This window comes from Nonomuraea jiangxiensis (genome assembly GCF_900099965.1).
GTDB classification, from domain to species: Bacteria; Actinomycetota; Actinomycetes; order Streptosporangiales; family Streptosporangiaceae; genus Nonomuraea; species Nonomuraea jiangxiensis.
In genome coordinates this window covers 40,672-59,809 of sequence record NZ_FNDJ01000013.1, presented here as the reverse complement: position 1 = coordinate 59,809, position 19,138 = coordinate 40,672, and the positions used below count along the sequence as shown (strand labels likewise).

Sequence of the window (19,138 nt, the reverse complement as noted above, 5' to 3'; positions counted from 1 at the left end):
GGGTCTGTGATCAACCTCTGCGTAGCTGCAGGTACAGCTTGTACGCCTTGAGGGCCAGGGCGGTGCGGTCCATGTGCTTCCGCTTGATCGCGTTAAGGAACCGCGTCTCCATGGTCTCCTCGTTCAACCAGTGCAAGAGCCAGACCGCGATGAACCCGTCCGTCTCGTCGTGCGGGACCCAGGCCGCGCGGCTTATCTGCCTGCCGTCCACCAGCCACCATGCGCTCGCGTCGGACTGGTCTTGCTCGAAGCGGGCCACCCACTGCTTGCCCGCGGTGTACTCGGCGAGCACGTCCCGGAACGGTTTGCTGGCGCTCATGGCAGGTCGCCTGTGGTGAACGGGATCTCGCGGTCCAGGTGGGCGGGCCACGAGATGTGGTGGTGCCTCATGCCGGGCGGCGGCGGGTCGGCGTGTTCGGCGAGGATGCGGAGCGCCATGCCGCACAACATCGCGCCGCGCTCGGTGGCAGCGGACGCGGTACGGCCGGACTCGTGAGTGAGGTGATACACGCCGTTGTCGTCGAGGCGGACCGTGCACTCGGGAATGTCGAGCGGCTGCTTGGAGGGCATGTACGGACTGTACGTCTAGCCCGTACAGCTCGTACAGCCTATGCAACTCGTACCGCCCGAAAGGACTGTTCATGCCGTCCTTAATGTGTTACGCGTGACCGTTAACCAGCTCGACCCGACACCGCTGTGGCAGCAACTCGCGGCGATCATCCGCGAGCGCATCAAGGCCGGCGAGTACGAGCCGCGCCAACCGCTCCCGAGCGAGACCCAGCTCATCCAGGAGCACGGCATCGCTCGCGGCACCGTACGGCGGGCGATGAAGGCGCTCGGCGAGGAGGGTTGGACCGTGACCGTTCAGGGTCGCGGGACGTTCGTGAAGCCTGCGGAGGAGTGGCCGGAGTCGTAGCGTGGCACCCTCGCGTAGGGGCTGGGGGTGTGCCACGCGGGGGGTGTTACAGGTCAGAAGGGGTGCCACGCATCGTGGCACCCCTTCGTGGCACCGGGCGTGGCACCCCGTGGCAGCTTGATCAACAAGCGATCGGCGCGCAGCCCACGCGCAGCCGTGCGCGCGTCACGCTTCCGGCCGGTCCGGCATGAGGTAGCGCTGAGCCTCTTCGTCGTACCCGCCGAGTACGCCCGCCTCGACCAGCTTCTTGAGCGTCTTCTGGACCCACGAGCGGCTCATGTCGGTGGACTCCCACAACGGTCTGAGATCGCCGGAGGAGAACGACCGCGCCCCGTCGTCCCACAGCTCTTGCAGCCGCTTCATGAGGGCCGCTCCGCGCTCCTCAGCGGTCATCGTCTGCGCCGGAGGCGCGAACGTCAGGGGCGGCTCGCCATCGTCGAGGTCGGGGATCTCGTCGTCGATGTCGCCTGTCACCTCGGGGTCGGGGTCGTCGGTCTCCAAGTACTCCTTGGCCACGTTCCGCACCTCCTCATCATCGTCGTCGTCTGCGTCTTGTTCGAGCTCCCCAGCCGTGGCCGTTGCCGCCTGGCCGCCGCCCGTGAGCCTCGACAGGGCCGCGGTGGTGGCGTCGACCGGCTTGGCCGTGGCCGGCCACTGGGCGGCGTGGGCGCGCATCGCCGCGTTGGCCAGCTCGTCGTCGACCTCGCCCTGGTCGTCGAGGCCCCATGCGTACGTGCGGAGCGGCATCGCGAACCTCCCTTCGCCGAGCGTGGGCGCGTCCAGATACGCCATGCCGGGCTGGCTGTTGGTCCACAGCTCGGGACGGCACTCGGCGTCCTGCTGCCGCTCCGACAGGCCGAACGTGGCGTCCGCCGAGTTCTCCACGCCGAAGCACATCTTCGCGAGCTGTCCGCGGACCAAGGTCGGCATCTGCGTGTAGTCGGAGCGCTGCAAGCTCATGACGATCGTGCCGCCCGCCGAGCGGATCGCCTTGACCATCGACAGGAACGCTTCCTGCTCCTTGTCGGTGAGGCAGTCGAAGATGTCGGGAAACTCCTCCAGCCAGATCAGCCAGTACGTCAGGCCGCATCCGCGCTTCCACTTCTGCAGCCCCTTGCTGGACAGGTAGTTCGTCCGCTCCTTCACCTTGGACTGCAGCTCGGCGAGCATCGCCTTGACGCCCGCCTTGGTCGTCTCGAACCGGTGCAGCGATTCCCGCATCGGGCCGAGCGTCTGATCGCCCTTGGTGATGTCGCCGGCGAACACCGCCACGTCGTACCGGGTGATGACCTCCGCGAGGAAGTTCCACGCCCCGCCGATGCTCTTTCCGGAACCGGTCTGGCCCATCATCTGCAGGTGGTGGCCGACGATCACATATTCGATCTCGTCGAGGTCCTGCCACAGCCCCGGGCACAGCGGATCGGCGATCGACAGGCCAGGCCGGGACGGGCCACGCCACGGGATCGGGTTCTTCATCACCCGGGCGTCGCTGATGACGACCTTGGCCTTGCTGGCGTCGTCGGGGTCAACGCTGGCGGTGATCGACCCCGGGGGCAACCCAATGCCCGACTCGACGTAGGCGACCTCCTTCTGTAGATCCTCGGCGATGTGCCGCCCCTCCTGGAGCTGCACCTCGCCCTCCACCTTGTGCGCGGTGGCCTTGATGGTCTTCGCCTCGACCTCATGCATGCCGGCCTTCTCGGCGCCCTGGCCGAACAGGAACGCGAGCGGGTCGGCGATAGCGCCAGGCTGATCCCAGCCCTTCAACCGGATGACCGTGCGGATGTTCCACGACAACGCCATGGTGACGCCGCCGACCACGCCGAGCCGCCACACGATCGGGTGCCCGGGACCGGAGATGACCACGCTCAGCGTCCACATGCCTGCCAGGAACGTCGATAGCGTCGTGTGGGTCTTGCCCCACGGGCCGCGGGCGTGGCTCTGGCCGTAGGTGACGCCGGTCAGGATCACCACGCAGATCGTGACCACGCTCGACCAGCCGCCGATCGTGTCAGGGCTGTACAGGATGAAATGCAGCGCGGACGCCAGTCCGAACGTGAACACGCCCGCGATCCACGGCGTGACCAGGGTCAGCAGGCGGGAAACCTCCCGGGCCGTGACCTTGGCCAGGGAGGACTCCTCTTGCACGGGCACGAGCTCCTTGCCACGCGCCATCAGTCATCGTCCTTCCAGTCGAACGTGCTCTTGCGCTTCTCGGGGTTGGCCTTCGGGAGCACGTCGACGAACTCCTTGCGGAACTGGGCGTGGAACTTCACCAGCTCCGTACCGGCGCCCTTCTGCAGCTCCGCCGCCCGCTTGAGTCGCTTCACCACGCGCCGCGCCCTCAGGCGGACGTCGGGGGCGCCCAACAGGGACAGCACCGGGTGACCCTTGAAGCTGCGGATCAGCACCGCGTACAGCTCGTCAGCGCCGATCTCGAACTCCTGGGTGAGGTCGCGGCACAGATCCCGCCCGACACGCGCGTACTGCGTGATCGCCCTTGGGCCTTCCCACGGGATCGCCGAGAGTTCAGGGATGCGGTTCCGGCCGGGACGCTCGCTCATCGCTCCTCCCGCCACGTCTCGCGGACGACCTCGACGAACTGGCGAGAGAACCGCGACAGCCGCGGCAGGCCAAGCCACGCGGTCACGAGCGCGTCCAGGGCGCCGAGCAGCAGCACCAGGACGTGACCGAGGATGGCGAGCACGAGCACCAGGCCGACCGCGGCGCGGAACACCAGGACGCGCGCCACCAGCAGCAGCGCGCGTCGGTCGTGAACTTCGGTCATGATGTGAGGCACCTCCGTTGTGAGGGACCGGCCCGGGTACGTGTCTTGGAGGGCAGCACCCGGGCCGGGGTCAATGGGGGACTAGTTGCTGTTGGCGAGCCCTGATGTCTCCACCAGGCCACCGAGGTACGCCTGCAGACGTCGGGCACGGTCGGTGCCGACGTTCAACTTGTCCTTGATCGTGCGGACGGTAGGCGGCTCGCCCTGCGCCACTTCGGCGAGGAAGGTAGCCACCGCGACCGGCCGGTAAGGCGCGTCCGCATCGGGCTCAGGTACAAGATCGGGCTGTACCTCGACCTCGACCACGGGCGGCTCGTCGAGGTGGTGCGGGATGTCAGGCTTAACATCGCGCACCGGTTCTACCTGCACAGGTACAACGGACTCTTGTACCTCGATCTTGGAGCCGTTCATAACATCAACGGCTCCAAGATCGTTAGTAACAATGTCAGGCTTAACATCGTCACTAACGGCCGACCTCCGGATCAGCCCCATGAGCAACTCATAGGACAAGACCAGCGCCGCGGCGGGCCACGCGGCCACGACAGCGCCGATCGGCCCGTGAGCGATACCGTGCAAGACGTTCGCCGCCAACGTGGCCGCGATGCCAAGCGCCAGCGTGAAGTAGGCGAGCTTCGGCCTGCGAGCGCCGCGGCGGGCAGCGTCGAGCAGCACCATCGACGACGCGAACACCAACCCGTCGATGGTGAGCGGCACCAGGTAGGCGGTCAGGCCCGACTCGCCGTGAGCGGCGACGACCTCGAGAGCGTGGCGGTAGCTCACGACCGCCGCCACCGCGGCGAGGATGACGACGACGATCGTCGTGGACCAGCGGATCATGCGTCCTCCCCTTGCGCCTGGTCGAGCGTGTCGGCCGCAGTGTGCAGGGCGGCAGCCACCCGGGCGGCGTGCTCGCCCTCGATGCGATCGAGAATCCGCGCCATCGTGTCGGCGCTCGTGGACGTCAGGTCGATGGACAGGTTCGGGTTGGTGTACCGCAGCTCCGCCAGGCCGACCACGTCAGGGCCGTCGCCGAAGACGACGGTGTACACCTTCAGGTCGCCGATCTCGACCGGCTCGGAAATGTGCGTGGTGCTGTCAGGCTCGATGTCGGTGCGCTCACGGACGCACCAGGGGTAACGACAGCTCATGCGGCACCCCCGCGGCCGATCCTGTAGGCGGTCAGGTCCACCACGTCAGCCGTGGCGGGCACGGTGGGCCGGCCGATGTGACCAGCCTCAGCAAGCAGCGCGGACAGCGTGAGGTACGCCCGCGCCGCCTCATCGGTGGCGCGGACGAGCACCTCTACCGGGAGCGTGATGTTCACGCCGACGCCTGCGACTGCTCGGCGTGGCAGGTGACGCACTCGCGGTCAGCGCAGCGCCCCTCCGAGTCGAAGAGCTGCGTCCGGGGCGGCTCCTGCCCGCGCGCCTGCCGGACCAGGTCGAGGATGCGGAACGCCAGAAGCTCAGCCTCGCGGAGGGTGGCCCACGCGACCGGCTCGTCTTCCATCTCCATGTACAGGCGCGGCTCGGACTCCCGGTATCCGCGCTGGAGGAGGAACCTCATCTCGGGCGGCTGGTACTCGGCGTAGGAGGTGGACGGGTCCATCGTGTCGAACGTGACGCTGTGGAAGTCGGACTCGTGGACGCGGTCGTCCGGGTCGTCGCCGGAGCGGTGGATGTTGCCGTTGGTGCACCACTGGTCGCACGGGTGCGAGGTCAGCCAGTAGGCGGTGGGGCGCTCCCGCAGGTCCTTGCGGACGGCATCCATCGTGGCCGCGTGCCTGTACCTGACCTTCGCCGCCGCCGCCTCCGCGGCCTTGTCGGCCTCCTTCTGGATGTGGGCGGCCACGGCCGGGTCGTTCGCGTCGGTGGTGGCGGGCTCGCTTCCCGAGCAGGCGTAGAGCTGGCTCTCACCGCCGACGTGGATGTACAGGTTCACCGGCGTCAGGTGGTTGGTCTCGCTGCCGCAGGCGACGCAGGCGTGGCCGGCAAGCTGCGCGTCGGTGAGCTGCTCGGGGTCGAAGTCGACGGACGTGCAGGCAGCGCTCGCGTTGCCCGGGGTGGACATGGAAAGATCCATGTGGGTCTCCTCCTGTGTCAGCAGGTCGAGATCAAGAGCGGGTCAGACGTGTCAGCGTCTGGCCCGTTCGCTTTGGTGGTACGGCTCGACTGTACTCTCATTGGGTGCACCTGTAAAGGGTGCGCCTATAGTCAGTGCGCACCGAGTGCGTTTACACTGCACGCATGAGTGATCCTGTTGAGCGCGTTCCTGTCGCAGTGAGCGACATAGCCGCCCTGCTCGGCGTGAGCACCAACACAGTGAACGCCTGGCGCAAGCGGGCGGCCGGCGCCAAGCAGGTCGAGCCCTTTCCGCCCGCCGCAGGCAAGGTTGCGGGCATGGACTACTGGTGGAGTGACGAGATCCTCGCGTGGGCGACGCGGACCGGCCGGGCCCCGTCTCGGCCGGACGCCTAGTTGCAGTCCTTGTTGCAGTACGGGGTGTATCGCGTGCGTCCTTGGAAGTCCGCAATGACCCGCTGAGCTGCCTAGACGGACTTAGGTGAACCTCTACGAACTCTCGGCAGGCGCTCTCGTAATGAAGGGGTCTGGGGTTCGAATCCCCAAGGCGGCTCCCAGCTCAAAGGCCCCTCGCGATGATCGCGGGGGGTCTTTTGCTAACACTCCTGCTGACGGCCGCTCGCTTGGTGGCTAATCGCGGCGTCCAAGGTTGAGCGACTGGAATGTCTCGTCCACCCATGTCCTCTCCTGGGCGTTGCTTGTGATCTGCTGCAGCGAGATGAAGGAGGACTTTGGTGCACTGCTTGATCGGCTGCTCTTGGACATCAGGTCTGATGTGAATCCGGCCAAAGCCTTGAATGCAAGATAGGGCCGAGCTTCAGAGCTGGTCCACTGGTGCGCCACTATCTCCAGGGTGCCTGCCGCGTAGATCCGGGACTGTAGAGGCACCTTACGCCGGATCGACTTGCGTAGGCTCTGAAAAGCCTGCCGAAAGCAGCTGAGGAGGGTGCATTCCTGATGCGACAGGGAGCGTTCGGAGGCCAGCCGTACAAGTAGCGATTCCACCTTGCCCTCTGCTTCGGCCGCTCGCCTCAGCATCTCGGTCTGGAAAGGATCCTCCTGTCTGAGGCTGTCGGGAGCGCCATCCCAGGACTTCCAGATCGCACAGAACTGCCCGTATGCCTCGTAGAACGCGCCGAGAGCCAGGAGATCCAGCTCGCGGCGCTTCTTACGTTCGTCCCATCGTGCTGTCAACCGAAGACCCACCAGCCATCCGAGCGACAGGGTGATCAGCGCTACGACCAGATTGGGTACCGCCTTGAGCATCTCTGTCCACATTCCCGCTCCCACGTCACCTCCCGAATCTCGTTAGTAGATCGGTGTGCCGCAGAAATCGTGTCAGTCATCACCTGCCGAGGTGATGATCGTCGCGAAGACTTCTGTGGCGGCTGTCTCAGCGGGACGGATCACGCGGGCGTAGACGCGCAGGGTGATCGCGGGGTCGGCGTGGCCGAGACGGGCCGGACGACGTGTACGGGGGCGTCGGCCGGGAGCAGCAGGGTCGCGTGGACGTGGCGTAGGTCGTGCAGACGGTTAACCGGTAGTGGGTCGGAGGCGGTTTTGTTGTGGGCCTCGATGAGCGTGCGCGGCAGGCCGGTGACGGTCGTGGGGGAGATCGGGCCGCCCCGAGCTGTCGTGAACCCGGTGTCGTCAGTGCCCTTCCAGGAGTCGCCGACGCAGGCCTTCCCTGTGCCAGGCCGAAGACGACGACCAGAGCGGACGCGGCCTCCACCTGGTGCTGATTCTGACTTTCGATCCTGTTGCCGCAGGCATGCGGTGTGATGGGCCGTCTCCCGCAATCCGATCACTGCCAGTCCGGTCGTGGCCAGCGCGGGCATCACGGACCCCGGTCACTCTCCCCGGAGGGACTCGGTCTCGTTGAGGACCTGCCGCACCTGCTCGGCGGTCAGGCGCCGGACATCCCAGAGCAACGTGGTCAACTCGGCCGCCGCCGGGTGTGCCGGCGGCATCTTTGTGGGAAGGCGGATGCCGGTCACGGCGGCCAGGTCGGCGGCGGGGATGCCCAGCACGGTTGCGAGTCGGGCAAGCAGATCGGGGCTCAGCTCCTTGCGGCCGCGGCCGATCTGCCCGATTGTGGCGGGGGACAGGGCGAGGCCGGTAAGGCAATAGAGAGCCTTGGCCGCGGCCGTCCAGTTCAGGTTTCGGTTGGTTAGCATCCGGACGAGTGCCGCGCCGTAACTCGGTTCGTACAGCTCCCATGGCTTTGGCGGGGGGAACGGGCAGGCGCGTGGATGCTGCGGTAATGACCGGACCAACCGCCGCACGTGGTCGACGAGTTCTGGCCCGAGGCACCTGGCCTGGTTCACCAGTGAGGCAGCCCAACTCCCGGCCTGGGCGTCCAAAGGCATGAGCTCATCCGGCACTGGCATTCCTGCGAGCACGAAGGCATCTACGTCGCGCCAGCCCAGCGCTGGCGCCACTCGCAGGAGCATCGACGGACCAGGCTCCGCGCCGTCAAGCACCGCCCGAAACTCCGCTTCGGGAACCTCCGCCATACCGGACAGATCACCGAGACTCACGCCTCGATGATCGGATAACCGCGCCAACAGCACGCCGAACCTTGGGTACTCCGTCATCTCGCCAACCTTGATCAGAGTGTCACTGGGCAAACCCGCCGCTCGCGATGATGTCACCGCCATGCCCCTGGTCAAGGCCGGGACGGACACCTGCTGCGAGGGCTTCCAATCTGGACCACAATAAGATCGTTTAAGCCCTCACGCTCGCGGATGAGTTCCTCTACGGTTTCAAGCCGCCGCCCGATGGGCGGCCGGGCGGTCCGGGCGTGCGGCCTCTTCGGGCCGGTCCCGCCCGGCCACCCCGCCGCACCATCGAACGCAGGCAGAACCGTGCGCAGGATGTTCACTGTGGTCAGGGCGCTGATGAGACGATCATTCGATGCAATGATGAAGCAAGACCGATCACGGGGAAGGCTGAGGTGGCAGACGCATTCGAGGAGTTCGCCTGGCTCGGCGAGTTCGGCCCGTTCTACGACGTCTCGTGCGTTTCCTTCGCCCGGTCCCTCACCCCTCCTGAGGCGTTGGCCCGGCTCGAGGCGGGGGTCACCGACATTGAGGAGGTGACATTTGAAGGATTCCAAGAACGCACGATGTGGTGCGTCGATTCCGACAATATGCGCAGCACTTACGTTGGGGCGATTGAGACTGCCGGCTGGACGGTGCTCATCCAGCTTTGGGCGGGATCGATCGGCCTTGACAATCGTCTGATGCGTAGCCTTTCGCGGGAGAGCGAGGTCGTGGTGGTCCACCGTAACCTCCATGCCAGCGACTACTTCATCTACGCGGTGGATGGCGAACAGATCACCTGGTTCGACCAACTGCGCCCTCATGCACGTACAGGCATTGATCCCGACCGGTTGGTGGAGGAGATGCGGGAGGTGGGGCTGGATCCCGACCACGACTGGGAAGGACCCGGGATCGACGCCACGTTCCCGCGAAGCTTCGCGTTGGCCAAAAGGATTACGGGCTTTCCTTTCTCCAAGGCCATGCTGGCCCCGCGGTTCCTCGCTGCCGTGATCAGAAACGGATGATCGGCGCTTCGACCGAGCTACCGGAACAGCTTGGCAGCGGCTGTCCCCGGCTTGCCGGTATGAGGCTGTAACACCAGCTACTCACGGAACGGATCCCCCAAGTGTTCAATACCTGCGAATAAGGCGATCACAAAGCGCCGTTGCTGCCTGCGTTTGTAGAAGCCCCGAGTCTGCTCGGTCTGCTTGATCGGGCGACAGTATGCTTGCAATAGCGGTGCTGGGCTGAACTCGACTCCCGCGTTAAAGGTAGATGTCTTTGAGGGATGAACTCCTGAAACAGCGCGATGCCGGCCGAGGCGCGGGCAAGGGCGTGGAGACGATTCCGTACCGCCGGTGATCCTCGACGTTGGTGTGCTCATTGGTGGGTTGGGCACTCCTGGTAGCACTCGCCGCTGATACAGCATCGGGAAGGCCGCGCTGTGTCCGGCCAGGACCGAGTTGGTCGTCACGATGTTGGCTGCGAGTTCACGCCATGCTCCGAAGCCATGCCAATGCGGTCGCGGTATCGCTGTATCTGCTGACACTCTCGCGATGAGACATGTCCAAGCGTGTGTCTCGCAGTTTCAACGACAGGCACCCTTCGTGATCAATGTCGTGGTTGGACGCTACATCCGTCGGAGTGGGCTTTTCGGATTCGTTTCTCGGAAGGTGCTCTGTGAAGGTGCCCTATAAGGCCGCGCCCGACTCGGGTACGCCGGGCAAGAAGGGCGGCCTGCTTGGTGTGGGGTCGGGTGGAGGCGTTGAGCGGAGGACCTCCTGGGCGTTGGTGATTTTGCGGATGACGGCGATCGCCAGTACGGCCGCGATCAGCATCAGTCCGATGCCGACCACCTCCAGGCGCAGGGCGAACGCGATGCCCTCCAGGTCGAAGGGGAACAGGTTGAGCAGGCCCCAGGTCGTCCTCGCCGTCACCCAGGCGATCAGCCAAGTCGCCCACCACGCGTTGATCAGTCCCTTGGCGGAGCCGGGGGGTGTGGAGGCACGCCAGATGTCGTCCACGATCTGCCGGGGAACCCAGAACCAGCCGATCGGGAACATCCATCCTGCGACCAGCCAGAACCTGCCGTGCCGGTGACCGTTCAGCGAGAGGCTCACGGCGTTGGTCCTGACGCGGAACAGCCAGGCCAGGAACCCGGCCGCGGCCACGAAGAAGGTGAAGACGCGCGCGACCTCGGACCCCAGGACGAGCAACTCCCCCGTGCGTATGGCCACTCCGGAGACGGAGTCGGTGTCAGCGATCATTCGATCCACGAGCGACGCGTACCAGAGGTCGATTCCGGCTGTGGCGACCCCCACCAGGGAATCGCACACCACGCCCGCGATGGCCAGGAGCGCGACGCCACCGACCGGGCGTAACCGTCCATGAGGGGGATGTATCACGTGGAGACCTTCGGGAGGGGAGATCGGGGCGGGCATCAGTATGTAGCCGCAAGGACTGGAAGATCATCGTTCATCCCGTTCGGGATTCTCTCGTGACCAACCTGCTTGTTCGCCGGGCATCATGAGGGGATGAGCGTGCGCTATGGCGAGGTGATCGGGTCTCTGCGGACGGCCTACGACGGCGGGGCCAGGCGGCGTGACGGCAGGGGCAAGGCGCCGTGGAAGCTGGCGGAGCGGGAGGCGTTCCTGGGCCGGTTGAAGGGGCACGGGTGCGGGCGGCTGCTGGAGATCGGTGCCGGGACGGGGCACGACAGCGTCTACTTTCGGGACAACGGACTGGACGTCGTGGCCGTCGATCTGTCGCCTGCCATGGTGGCTCTCTGCCGGGAGAAGGGCCTCGACGCCCACGCCATGGATTTCCTGGGGCTCGATTTCCCGCCTGGCTCGTTCGACGCGGTCTATGCGCTCAACTGCTTGCTGCACGTGCCCAACAGCGACCTTCCGGCGGTGCTGGAGGCGGTCCGTACGCTGATGCGGCCCGGTGGGCTCTTCTTCCTCGGCGTGTACGGCGGGGCCGGCCGGCCGAGGGAGGGCACCTTCGATGAGGACGATCACCATCCTCCCCGGTTCTTCTCCTTCCGTAGTGATGAGCAGCTTCAGGAGTACGCGCGGGCGGCCTTCGAGATCGTGGACTTTCACGTCGTGGGGGCCGACGATGACCGGTTCCAGTCGCTTACGTTGCGGCGGGCCGATCCTTCCGGTGGTCCGGCCGGCTTGAGTCTCCAGTAGGTCGAGACGCGAGGGTGGAGGGCATGGACGGCGACGCGCTCTACTCGATCGGTGAGCTGGCCCGGCGGACCGGACTGCCGGTCACGGCCATTCGGTTCTACTCCGATCGCGGGATCGTGCCGCCGGCCGACCGCAGCCCGGCCGGCTACCGCCTCTACGACATCGACGCCGTCGCACGCCTGGACCTCGTACGGACTCTGCGCGACCTGGGAGTGGACCTGCCCACGATCAGGAAGGTCGTGGACCGGGAGATCTCGCTGCCCGAGGTCGCCGCGGCGCATGCCGAGGTGCTGGCGGTGCAGATCCGGATCCTGCGCCTGCGGCGGGCGGTGCTGACGGCGGTGGCCAGGCGCGGGTCCAGCCCTGAGGAGATGGATCTCATGCACGAACTGGCCAGACTCTCCGAGGACGAACGCCGGCGGCTGATCGGCGACTTCCTCGACCAGGTCTTCGACGACTCTGAGCTCGGTCTCGGTCCCGGCCCCGACCTCGCCGGGGTCAGGAGTTCCATGACGCCCGAACTGCCCGACGATCCCGAACCCGACCAGGTCGAGGCGTGGGTGGAGTTGGCCGAGTTGTCCCGCGACCCGGACTTCCGCGACAGCATGCGGCGCATGGTCGGGCACCATGCGGCCGAGCGTGCCCGGGGCGACACCACGGTCGTGCGCCGCGACGCCGTCGCGATGGTCCGCGAGCAGGTCCGCCCCGCCCTGGCGGCCGGCATCGATCCGGCCTCGCCCCAGGCTGATGGGGTGGTCGCGGCGGTCACGGCCCAGTACGCGCGCGCCTGCGGCCGTCCCGACGACGCCGAGCTCCGGCGCCGGCTGTTGACCGTGCTGGAGACCGCGAACGATCCCCGGAGGGAGCGGTACCTGCGGCTGCTCGCGGTGATCAATGGTTGGCCGGCCCCGGAGAGCCTGGCGCCGGTGTTGGACTGGTTCGTCGCGGCGCTGCCTGCCCGGATCGCGGGGTGACGACGACAGCCGGTGATCGGTAACGGCGCATAGCGCGAGCGGGTGAACGGCTCCGTCCCGAAGCAGGGCGGGGCCGTTCTCGTTGTCGCGCCACCTCGGGTCGGCCGGGGCCGGAAAGCCGCGCGCCCCGGCGTGGCCCGCCGCTCTCCGGGCATACGGGTTGATGAGGTGGTTTGTCGGATATTACCGTGCATCAAAACTTTGACATTCCAGTAAATGGGGCAGTCATTTGGCGACCGGAAATATCAGGAGAAGCGTGGCGGCAGCGGTCGCCTTGGCAGTCGGACTTGCCTTGGTCGTGGCGGCCCAGCGGAGAGCCGGAGGCGCCGCCGAACCCAGGCGGCCCAACATCATTTTCTTCCTCGTCGATGACATGTCAGCCGATCTGCTGCCGTACATGGACACGGTCAGGGGCCTGGCGCACGACGGCACCACGTTCAACGACTATTACGTGGCCGACTCGCTCTGCTGCCCGTCCAGGGCCACCATGTTGACCGGCAAGTACCCGCACAACACCGGCGTACGGACCAACCAGGGCAGCGATCACGGCGGTTACCGGGCGTTCGAGCGGCACGAGGGCAGGACGTACGCCGTCGCGCTGCACCAGGCCGGATATCGGACCGGTTACCTCGGCAAGTACCTCAACGAGTATCCCGCCGGTCCCGGTTACCGGGTGCCGCCCGGATGGGACGAATGGCATGTGTCCGAGGGCGGGGGATACAGCGAGTTCAACTACCACCTCACGCGCTACATCAGGGAGGAATCGGGCGGCAGGCGGCCGGTCAATCCCTCCGACGGCACCTATCTGGTGGACGAGCTGGGACAGCGGGCGGTCAACTTCCTCGCGCGGTCGCGTCAGCACGCCCCGGGCGAGCCGTTCTTCCTCCAGGTTTCTCCCTTCTCGCCGCATTCCAGGGTGAACGTGCAGCCCGGCGACAAGGAGCCCCGCTTCCCGCCCGCGCGGCGTGACCGGCCGAAGAACCGGTTCCCCGCCGGGGAGTTCCCGCACGGGGACTGCGGCGGGCCCGACTGCGCCGGCATCGACGTGACGACCAGCCTGCCCGGGTTCAACGAGGACACCTCCGACAAACCCTCCTGGGTACACCGCGAGCCGCTCGGGGCCGGCACGATCCAGGCGCTGCGCGCGGACTTCCGTGACCGGATTCGCATGGTGCAGTCGGTGGACGACATGGTCGGGCGGGTCCTGGGCGCGCTGACGGAGGCGGAGAAGCGGAACACGTACGTGGTGTTCACCAGCGACAACGGCTTCCACCTCGGACAGCACCGGCTGGTCCGGGGCAAGTCCACCGCCTACGACCACGACGTACGGGTGCCGCTGCTGGTCAAGCGCCCGGCGGCGGGGCGGCCCGGCGACCTCGTGACCAACGCCCTCGCGCAGAACGTGGACCTGTTCGCGACCTTCCTCGACCTCGCCGGGGCCGACCCGGCGGCCCGTGACAGCCGCGACGGCCGCAGCCTGCTGCCGCTCATCGAGGGCCGCCAGGTCGCGGACTGGCGGGAGGCGGCGCTGATCGAGCACGTCAAGCCCGACCCGGACGCGTCCGGCGAGCCCGACCCCGACCACGACGGCCTCACGGCGGGCAACTCCCAGCCGCCCACCTACGCCGCCGTGCGCACGGCTGGGGAGCTCTACGTCGAGTACGAGGGCGATCCGAGGCCGGAGTACTACAACACGGTCACCGATCCCCACCAGGAGTCCAACGACCCCGGCAACGCCAGGACGGTCGAGCTGGGCAAGGTGCTCGACGCGCTGGAGGCGTGCGGGCGGCCTGCGGCGATGGACTGCTGGAGCGCGTCCCACCTGCGGTGACGGCTTCCGGCGACCGGAGCCCTTGCGTTCCGGCGGGAAATCGTCAACTCTTAGGAAGGTTTCCTATTCATTTAGGGAGTTGCGGTGCTCGGTAGGCGGTTGTCCGCGGTCCTCGTCCTCCTGCTGATCGCCGCCTGCGGCCCGGTCGAGACCCGGCAGGCCCCGGTCAACGCCGAGGACGTGATGTTCGTGCAGATGATGGTGCAACATCACCGGCAGGGCATCGAGATCGCCAAGGTCGGCACCGCCCGCGCCACCACACCGCAGCTCAAGACGCTGACCGCGGCCATCGAGAGCACCCAGCAGGACGAGGTCGAGATGATGCTGCGCTGGCTGCACTCCTGGGAGCAACCGCTCACCGCCGCCACGGGCGCGCACGACCACCACGGCGGCATGCCGGAGACCGACGTCAAGCGCGTCCAGGCCCTCAGGAAGTCGAAGAAGTTCGAGTACGACCTGCTCAGCCTGCTCATCGAGCACCAGGACGGCGCGGTCCGGATGGCCGCCGGCGAGATCTCGGGCGGGGCCAACCCCACGGTTCAGGAGTGGGCGGCGCAGGTCCAGGCTTCGCGCAAGGCCCAGATCGGCATCATGACCGACCTGCTCAGCCGGTGACCTCGCCGTAATCAGACCAGCTACCTCCATAATTGGGCGATATGTCTGAAGCAACACAGCCCGCGCCGCCCGCCGACAACCTGATCACCACGTCGCACACCCTGCCCTCGGGTCAGCGGTACACCGCCACCACCGGCACCATGGTGCTGCGCGAGGAGGTCTTCACCGACGGGAAGTTCGACGGCCTGCGCCCCAAGGCCGAGATGTTCGTCACCTCCTACACGCTCGACGGGGCCGAGCCGCTGAGCAGGCCGGTCACGTTCGCGTTTAACGGGGGGCCCGGCTCGTCGAGCGTCTGGCTGCACCTGGGCGTGCTGGGGCCGCGCCGGGTGGTGATGGGGGACGCCGGCTCGCTGCTGCCGCCTCCGTACGGGCTCGTCGACAACGAGGAGAGCCTGCTGGCCGTGAGCGACCTGGTCTTCATCGACCCGGTCTCGACCGGTTACTCGCGGGCGGCCGAGGGGGAGAAGGCGGAGCCGTACCACGGTTTCACCGGCGACGTGGAGTCCGTCGGCGAGATCATCCGGCTGTGGACGACCAGGAACGGGCGGTGGATGTCGCCGAAGTTCCTGGCCGGGGAGTCGTACGGCACGGTCAGGGCGGCCGCGCTGGCCGATCACCTGCAGTCGCGTTACGGCCTGTACCCCAACGGCGTGATGCTGATCTCCTCGGTGCTCGACTACATCACCGGGGAGTTCAACGAGGGCAACGACCTGGCCTACGCCCTCTATCTGCCGACATATGCGGCTATCGCGCACTATCACGGGCTGCACGGTGACCGGCCGCTGGCCGACGTGCTGCGCGAGGCCGAGGGGTACGCCGAGCGCGACTACCTCTGGGCGCTGGCCCGCGGCAACCGCCTCACCCCCGAGGAGCGAGCCGCCGCGGTGGCCAGGATCGCGGCGCTGAGCGGGCTGAGCGAGGAGTACGTCGACCGCGTGGACCTGCGGATCGAGCACATCCGGTTCTTCACCGAGCTGCTGCGCTCGCGCAAGCAGGTCGTGGGGCGTCTCGACGGCCGGTTCACCGGGTGGGACCCGGACGCCGGGCGCGAGCACTTCACGGCCGACCCCAGTATGGACGCGATCATGGGGCCCTACAGCTCCGCGCTCAACCACTACCTGCGCACGGAGCTGGGCTATGCCAACGACCTGCCGTACGAGGTGCTCACCTCGCGCGTGTGGCCGTGGTCGTTCAAGGAGTTCGAGGGCGCGCACGTCTCCGTGGTCGGCCGGCTGGGCGCGGCCATGCGGGCCAACCGGCACCTGCGGGTCCACGTGGCCTGCGGATACCACGACGGCGCGACGCCGTACTACGCCGCCGAGCACGCCCTCGCCCACCTGCCCGTGCCCCCGGAGCTGGAGGGCAACGTGGAGTTCAAGTACTACGAGGCGGGCCACATGATGTACGTGCACGAGCCCAGCCGGGTGCGGCAGTCAGCCGACCTGGCGGCCTTCGTCCTCGGCCAGCAGGGCTGAGGCGCGAGCCAGGCGGTGACGCAGGTTCTCCTGGAACGCGGCGAACCGGTCGGCGTTGTCGCGGATGACGGCCCGCTGCAACGCCGCGTCCGCCGCGAACCAGGCGGCCACCAGGCCCGATGACCACTTGCACGTCGTGTCGGCGGTCGCCACCTGCTTTTCGTCCTCGCTCACGGCAGGCTCGTCCAGATCCCAGCGGCTGTCGGCGATGGCCGCCTCGGGCGCCGGGTAGGGGTGGCCCGCCTGGCTCATGCACGCCTGCCAGCGCTGGGCCGCCCCGGTCACCGACGGGTGTTTGGCGGCCTGCTCCAGCGTGAGCGAGTCCTGTAGGGACAGCCAGGCCCAGTCCGCCTTGCGCGCTCCCGTGTCCAGGGTCTGCGTCGCGCGGTCGAGGCAGCCGCGGTCGGCGGCGGTCCCGTACAGGCGGTGGCGGGTGGTCTTGGACAGCTTGCCGGTCCAGGCCCCGGTCGTGTCGGGCGAGGGCGGGCGGGCCAGGTGGTAGCCGTGGCGCCTGGCGGCCTCGGTGTCGGCGACGCCGTAGCGGCGCGAGTTGCCCGGATCGATCGCGGCCAGGGTGTCGGGGTCCTCCGCGGGCGGGGCGATGGTGATGCCCTGCTTGCGCATGCACCGTACGACGAGGTGGTTGTGGGCGTTGCCCAGGATGGCCCGCTGCTCGGGAGTGGTCTTGTAGGCGTCGAACGGCAGCACCAGCTCCTTCACCGAGCTGACGCCCTTCGCGGGCGCCGCCGGCACGGGCTCGCGGGTCGTCGCGCAGGCCGCGGACACCAGCACGGCGGGCAGCAGCAGCATGCCCGCCAGGAGTCCGCGACGGCCGGTTTCCGGCGGCCAAGCCCGGAAACCGGCACTCCCGTCAATGCTCAGCGGCACCAGATGTCGATCGCGCTGGTGCGGTTGTTGCCGATGGCGTTGTTCGCCAGGAAGCCGTCGTTCGAGTTGTGCGTGAACGTGCTGTGGGCGCCGGTGAACTCGGCGTGCTGCCAGAGGGTGACGCTGCAGCCGACCCGGTTCCTGACAGAGCTGGTCTCGTTGTCCATGCTGTGCCAGCTGTTGCTGAAGTCCCAGTTCAGCCAGTTGTTGTCGGACAGGTCGGAGTCGTCCTTGATGAAGTCGCGCCAGTGGTCGATCTGGCCGCGGTTGTAGTCGAAGCCTGCGTACAGGCAGACGCGTCCGCCGTAGCACGTCGAGCGGGGGCTCGCCACCGCTGCGGCGGCGGGGACGACCACGGTGAACAGCGTGGCCGCGGCGACGAAGCCGGCGGCCTTTCTGGATAGCCTCACAGGTCTCTCCTAGATGGGTGAGTCGTTCGACTTCGTGACATGGCGTACCGGATCGGATCCGAGTCGGTGAGGACCGCCGAAGGGCTCCGCGCCCGGCGAGGGGTCGCGTGCCCCGGCCCGCCGCCCAACTTCGTATCAGCCGGGCTTGCCGCGAGTTCGTCGCGTTGACGCAACTCTTGCCAGCTTTGGTGGGCGGGCAGAGGAACTTGTGGGCTACTCGGGAAGCGCCGCGAGCCGTACGTTCAGGAATCGGGGCCGGTATAGGGACACGTCGTGATAGTGGTCGGTGTGCGCGAGGCTGTTGACGTTGTACGACACGACCAGGCCGGGGCCGGGGACCCCGGGATGCGCGTGGGCGTTGTAGGTGAACACGTTCCCGCGGGTCTCCGGGGTGGTGTAGACGTGCTGCCTGCCGGTGAACGGGCCGGCCGGGGAGCACGACGAGTACGCCACGATGTTCGCGCTCAGCGGCTCGGACGTGTCATGCGTGATCAGGACATATCCGGATCCGACCCGGGTGACGCTGTACTCGTTCGCCACGCCGCTCATCAGCCGCGCGGAGTCCGCCTCGTCCGCCGACCAGGAACCGCCGGCCGTGCGGAACTCCCAGCGGCCCAGCAGGCTCCCGCCCCCGACCCGGGCGAGATGCATGTACTTGGACGAGCCCAGGTCCTCCACCCCGTACACGTAGGTATGGCCGCCGTCCTCCAGGATCCCGGAGCCCCAGGCGACGCCGCGCCCCGAGGGCAGGCCGTGCACGCCGATCGGCCGCGCCAGCCGTCCCGGCGCGAACCTGGCCAGCACGTTCCGGCGCCAGCGCCAGTCCAGGTCGTGCGTGCGGCGCGCGTACTCCTGATAGGTGACCTCCACGATCCCGCCGGCCAGCGTCGCGTCCCCGGCCCAGAACCAGTGGTCGCGCCCGCGCGGCGGCATCAGCGCGGCCGGCCGCTTCGCGGTGCCGCCGTGGACGGTGGCCAGCCGGCCCGCCCGCTCGACGGCGAAGGAGTTGTTCAGCATGACCGTGGCCTGGGGCCGGGTGCCGTCGGCGTTCACCCGCCCGAGGAAGGTGTCGGAGAAGATCCACAGCTCCCGCCCGCCCGGCAGCCCGAGCGAGTACGTGCCGTCGCCCCCCGTCCAGTCGTCCACCCGGGCGTTGTCGTTGCCGTGGACGGTGAACAGGCTGGTCAGCCGGGGATCGACGGTGACGCCGCGCACGGCCGCCGGGCACTGCCGAGCCGGGGCGGAGGCCGGGGCCGCCGCGATCCCGAGCGACAGGACGGCCAGGGAGGCGAGGGCGGAGCGGAATCGCGGCATGGCAGTCCCCCGGGAAGCGGTTCTCTGCAGTTGTGGCGATCCGATCACCGGCTGTCGAGAACCCGGGGCCGGCGCCGCGCGGAGCGGAATATCGGGATGCGGGGTC

The 19,138-nt window shown here is 67.7% G+C and carries 23 protein-coding genes and 1 tRNA gene; 9 read left to right on the top strand and 15 right to left on the bottom strand.

Features of this window, described 5'->3' with window-relative positions; translation table 11 throughout:
* Positions 1-10: 10 nt before the first annotated feature.
* Positions 11-319, bottom strand: a complete 309-nt coding sequence (locus BLS95_RS27435; protein ID WP_090937293.1) for a hypothetical protein — start codon at positions 317-319, stop codon at positions 11-13.
* Positions 316-570 carry a hypothetical protein gene (locus BLS95_RS27430; RefSeq protein WP_090937290.1) on the bottom strand — a complete coding sequence of 85 codons (255 nt, stop codon included), beginning with the start codon at positions 568-570 and terminating at the stop codon, positions 316-318. Before BLS95_RS27430 ends, BLS95_RS27435 begins: the two co-directional genes overlap by 4 nt.
* A gap of 94 nt (positions 571-664) precedes the next feature.
* Between BLS95_RS27430 and BLS95_RS27425 the strand changes: the two genes are divergently transcribed.
* Entirely contained in the window at positions 665-916 is a 252-nt protein-coding gene (locus tag BLS95_RS27425; protein WP_090937287.1) for a GntR family transcriptional regulator, read from the top strand.
* 165 nt (positions 917-1,081) lie between these two features.
* Here the strand turns inward: BLS95_RS27425 and BLS95_RS27420 are convergent, their stop codons facing one another.
* The 7 genes from BLS95_RS27420 to BLS95_RS27390 all read right to left on the bottom strand — a co-directional run bounded on the left by BLS95_RS27420 (position 1,082) and on the right by BLS95_RS27390 (position 5,786).
* Positions 1,082-3,091: a hypothetical protein gene (locus BLS95_RS27420; RefSeq protein WP_090937284.1), complete on the bottom strand. Its 2,010-nt coding sequence runs from the start codon at positions 3,089-3,091 to the stop codon at positions 1,082-1,084.
* On the bottom strand, positions 3,091-3,480 hold the full coding sequence (locus tag BLS95_RS27415) for a hypothetical protein (protein ID WP_090937281.1): 390 nt from the start codon (positions 3,478-3,480) through the stop codon (positions 3,091-3,093). Before BLS95_RS27415 ends, BLS95_RS27420 begins: the two co-directional genes overlap by 1 nt.
* A complete protein-coding gene (locus BLS95_RS27410) occupies positions 3,477-3,704 on the bottom strand; it encodes a hypothetical protein (RefSeq protein ID WP_090937278.1) in 228 nt (75 codons plus the stop codon). Before BLS95_RS27410 ends, BLS95_RS27415 begins: the two co-directional genes overlap by 4 nt.
* Before the next feature lie 81 nt (positions 3,705-3,785).
* On the bottom strand, positions 3,786-4,541 hold the full coding sequence (locus BLS95_RS27405) for a DUF2637 domain-containing protein (protein WP_090937275.1): 756 nt from the start codon (positions 4,539-4,541) through the stop codon (positions 3,786-3,788).
* Positions 4,538-4,852, bottom strand: coding sequence for a hypothetical protein (locus BLS95_RS27400; protein ID WP_090937272.1), 315 nt, complete (start codon positions 4,850-4,852; stop codon positions 4,538-4,540). Before BLS95_RS27400 ends, BLS95_RS27405 begins: the two co-directional genes overlap by 4 nt.
* Complete coding sequence (locus tag BLS95_RS27395) at positions 4,849-5,028, bottom strand: hypothetical protein (RefSeq protein WP_090937269.1); 180 nt, start codon at positions 5,026-5,028, stop codon at positions 4,849-4,851. Before BLS95_RS27395 ends, BLS95_RS27400 begins: the two co-directional genes overlap by 4 nt.
* Positions 5,025-5,786, bottom strand: coding sequence for a DUF6907 domain-containing protein (locus BLS95_RS27390; RefSeq protein ID WP_090937266.1), 762 nt, complete (start codon positions 5,784-5,786; stop codon positions 5,025-5,027). The genes BLS95_RS27395 and BLS95_RS27390 overlap by 4 nt, the downstream gene beginning before the upstream one ends.
* 164 nt (positions 5,787-5,950) lie before the next feature.
* Here BLS95_RS27390 and BLS95_RS27385 point away from each other — a divergent pair, with 164 nt between their 5' ends.
* Both BLS95_RS27385 and BLS95_RS55875 read left to right on the top strand, forming a co-directional pair.
* Complete coding sequence (locus BLS95_RS27385; protein WP_143043890.1) at positions 5,951-6,181, top strand: helix-turn-helix domain-containing protein; 231 nt, start codon at positions 5,951-5,953, stop codon at positions 6,179-6,181.
* 66 nt (positions 6,182-6,247) lie between these two features.
* Positions 6,248-6,338 (top strand) — tRNA-OTHER (locus tag BLS95_RS55875).
* 77 nt (positions 6,339-6,415) lie between these two features.
* On the opposite strand, the gene BLS95_RS27380 is transcribed toward BLS95_RS55875, so the two are convergent.
* Together BLS95_RS27380 and BLS95_RS27375 are read right to left on the bottom strand one after the other, a co-directional pair.
* Positions 6,416-7,063, bottom strand: coding sequence for a mechanosensitive ion channel family protein (locus tag BLS95_RS27380; RefSeq protein ID WP_090937260.1), 648 nt, complete (start codon positions 7,061-7,063; stop codon positions 6,416-6,418).
* A gap of 572 nt (positions 7,064-7,635) precedes the next feature.
* Positions 7,636-8,382, bottom strand: a complete 747-nt coding sequence (locus BLS95_RS27375) for a helix-turn-helix domain-containing protein (RefSeq protein ID WP_218136001.1) — start codon at positions 8,380-8,382, stop codon at positions 7,636-7,638.
* A 359-nt stretch (positions 8,383-8,741) separates the two neighbouring features.
* Between BLS95_RS27375 and BLS95_RS27370 the strand changes: the two genes are divergently transcribed.
* On the top strand, positions 8,742-9,353 hold the full coding sequence (locus BLS95_RS27370; protein WP_090937257.1) for a DUF6461 domain-containing protein: 612 nt from the start codon (positions 8,742-8,744) through the stop codon (positions 9,351-9,353).
* A gap of 666 nt (positions 9,354-10,019) precedes the next feature.
* On the opposite strand, the gene BLS95_RS27365 is transcribed toward BLS95_RS27370, so the two are convergent.
* Positions 10,020-10,733: a DUF4328 domain-containing protein gene (locus tag BLS95_RS27365; protein WP_176993402.1), complete on the bottom strand. Its 714-nt coding sequence runs from the start codon at positions 10,731-10,733 to the stop codon at positions 10,020-10,022.
* Between the two features lie 129 nt (positions 10,734-10,862).
* Between BLS95_RS27365 and BLS95_RS27360 the strand changes: the two genes are divergently transcribed.
* The 5 genes from BLS95_RS27360 to BLS95_RS27340 all read left to right on the top strand — a co-directional run bounded on the left by BLS95_RS27360 (position 10,863) and on the right by BLS95_RS27340 (position 16,420).
* On the top strand, positions 10,863-11,522 hold the full coding sequence (locus BLS95_RS27360) for a class I SAM-dependent methyltransferase (protein ID WP_090937251.1): 660 nt from the start codon (positions 10,863-10,865) through the stop codon (positions 11,520-11,522).
* A gap of 23 nt (positions 11,523-11,545) precedes the next feature.
* Complete coding sequence (locus BLS95_RS59140; protein WP_090937996.1) at positions 11,546-12,496, top strand: MerR family transcriptional regulator; 951 nt, start codon at positions 11,546-11,548, stop codon at positions 12,494-12,496.
* Positions 12,497-12,752: 256 nt separating this feature from the next.
* Entirely contained in the window at positions 12,753-14,327 is a 1,575-nt protein-coding gene (locus tag BLS95_RS27350) for a sulfatase family protein (protein WP_342742768.1), read from the top strand.
* 84 nt (positions 14,328-14,411) lie between these two features.
* Entirely contained in the window at positions 14,412-14,942 is a 531-nt protein-coding gene (locus tag BLS95_RS27345; protein ID WP_090937245.1) for a DUF305 domain-containing protein, read from the top strand.
* Positions 14,943-14,983: 41 nt separating this feature from the next.
* On the top strand, positions 14,984-16,420 hold the full coding sequence (locus BLS95_RS27340; RefSeq protein WP_090937242.1) for a S10 family peptidase: 1,437 nt from the start codon (positions 14,984-14,986) through the stop codon (positions 16,418-16,420).
* On the opposite strand, the gene BLS95_RS27335 is transcribed toward BLS95_RS27340, so the two are convergent.
* From BLS95_RS27335 to BLS95_RS27325, 3 genes are all read right to left on the bottom strand, one after another.
* Positions 16,379-17,230: a hypothetical protein gene (locus BLS95_RS27335; RefSeq protein WP_090937239.1), complete on the bottom strand. Its 852-nt coding sequence runs from the start codon at positions 17,228-17,230 to the stop codon at positions 16,379-16,381. The two genes, BLS95_RS27340 and BLS95_RS27335, sit on opposite strands and share 42 nt — an antisense overlap.
* A gap of 68 nt (positions 17,231-17,298) precedes the next feature.
* A complete protein-coding gene (locus tag BLS95_RS27330) occupies positions 17,299-17,718 on the bottom strand; it encodes a peptidase inhibitor family I36 protein (protein ID WP_090937237.1) in 420 nt (139 codons plus the stop codon).
* A 213-nt stretch (positions 17,719-17,931) separates the two neighbouring features.
* Entirely contained in the window at positions 17,932-19,032 is a 1,101-nt protein-coding gene (locus BLS95_RS27325; protein WP_090937234.1) for a glycoside hydrolase family 183 protein, read from the bottom strand.
* Positions 19,033-19,138: the final 106 nt, after the last annotated feature.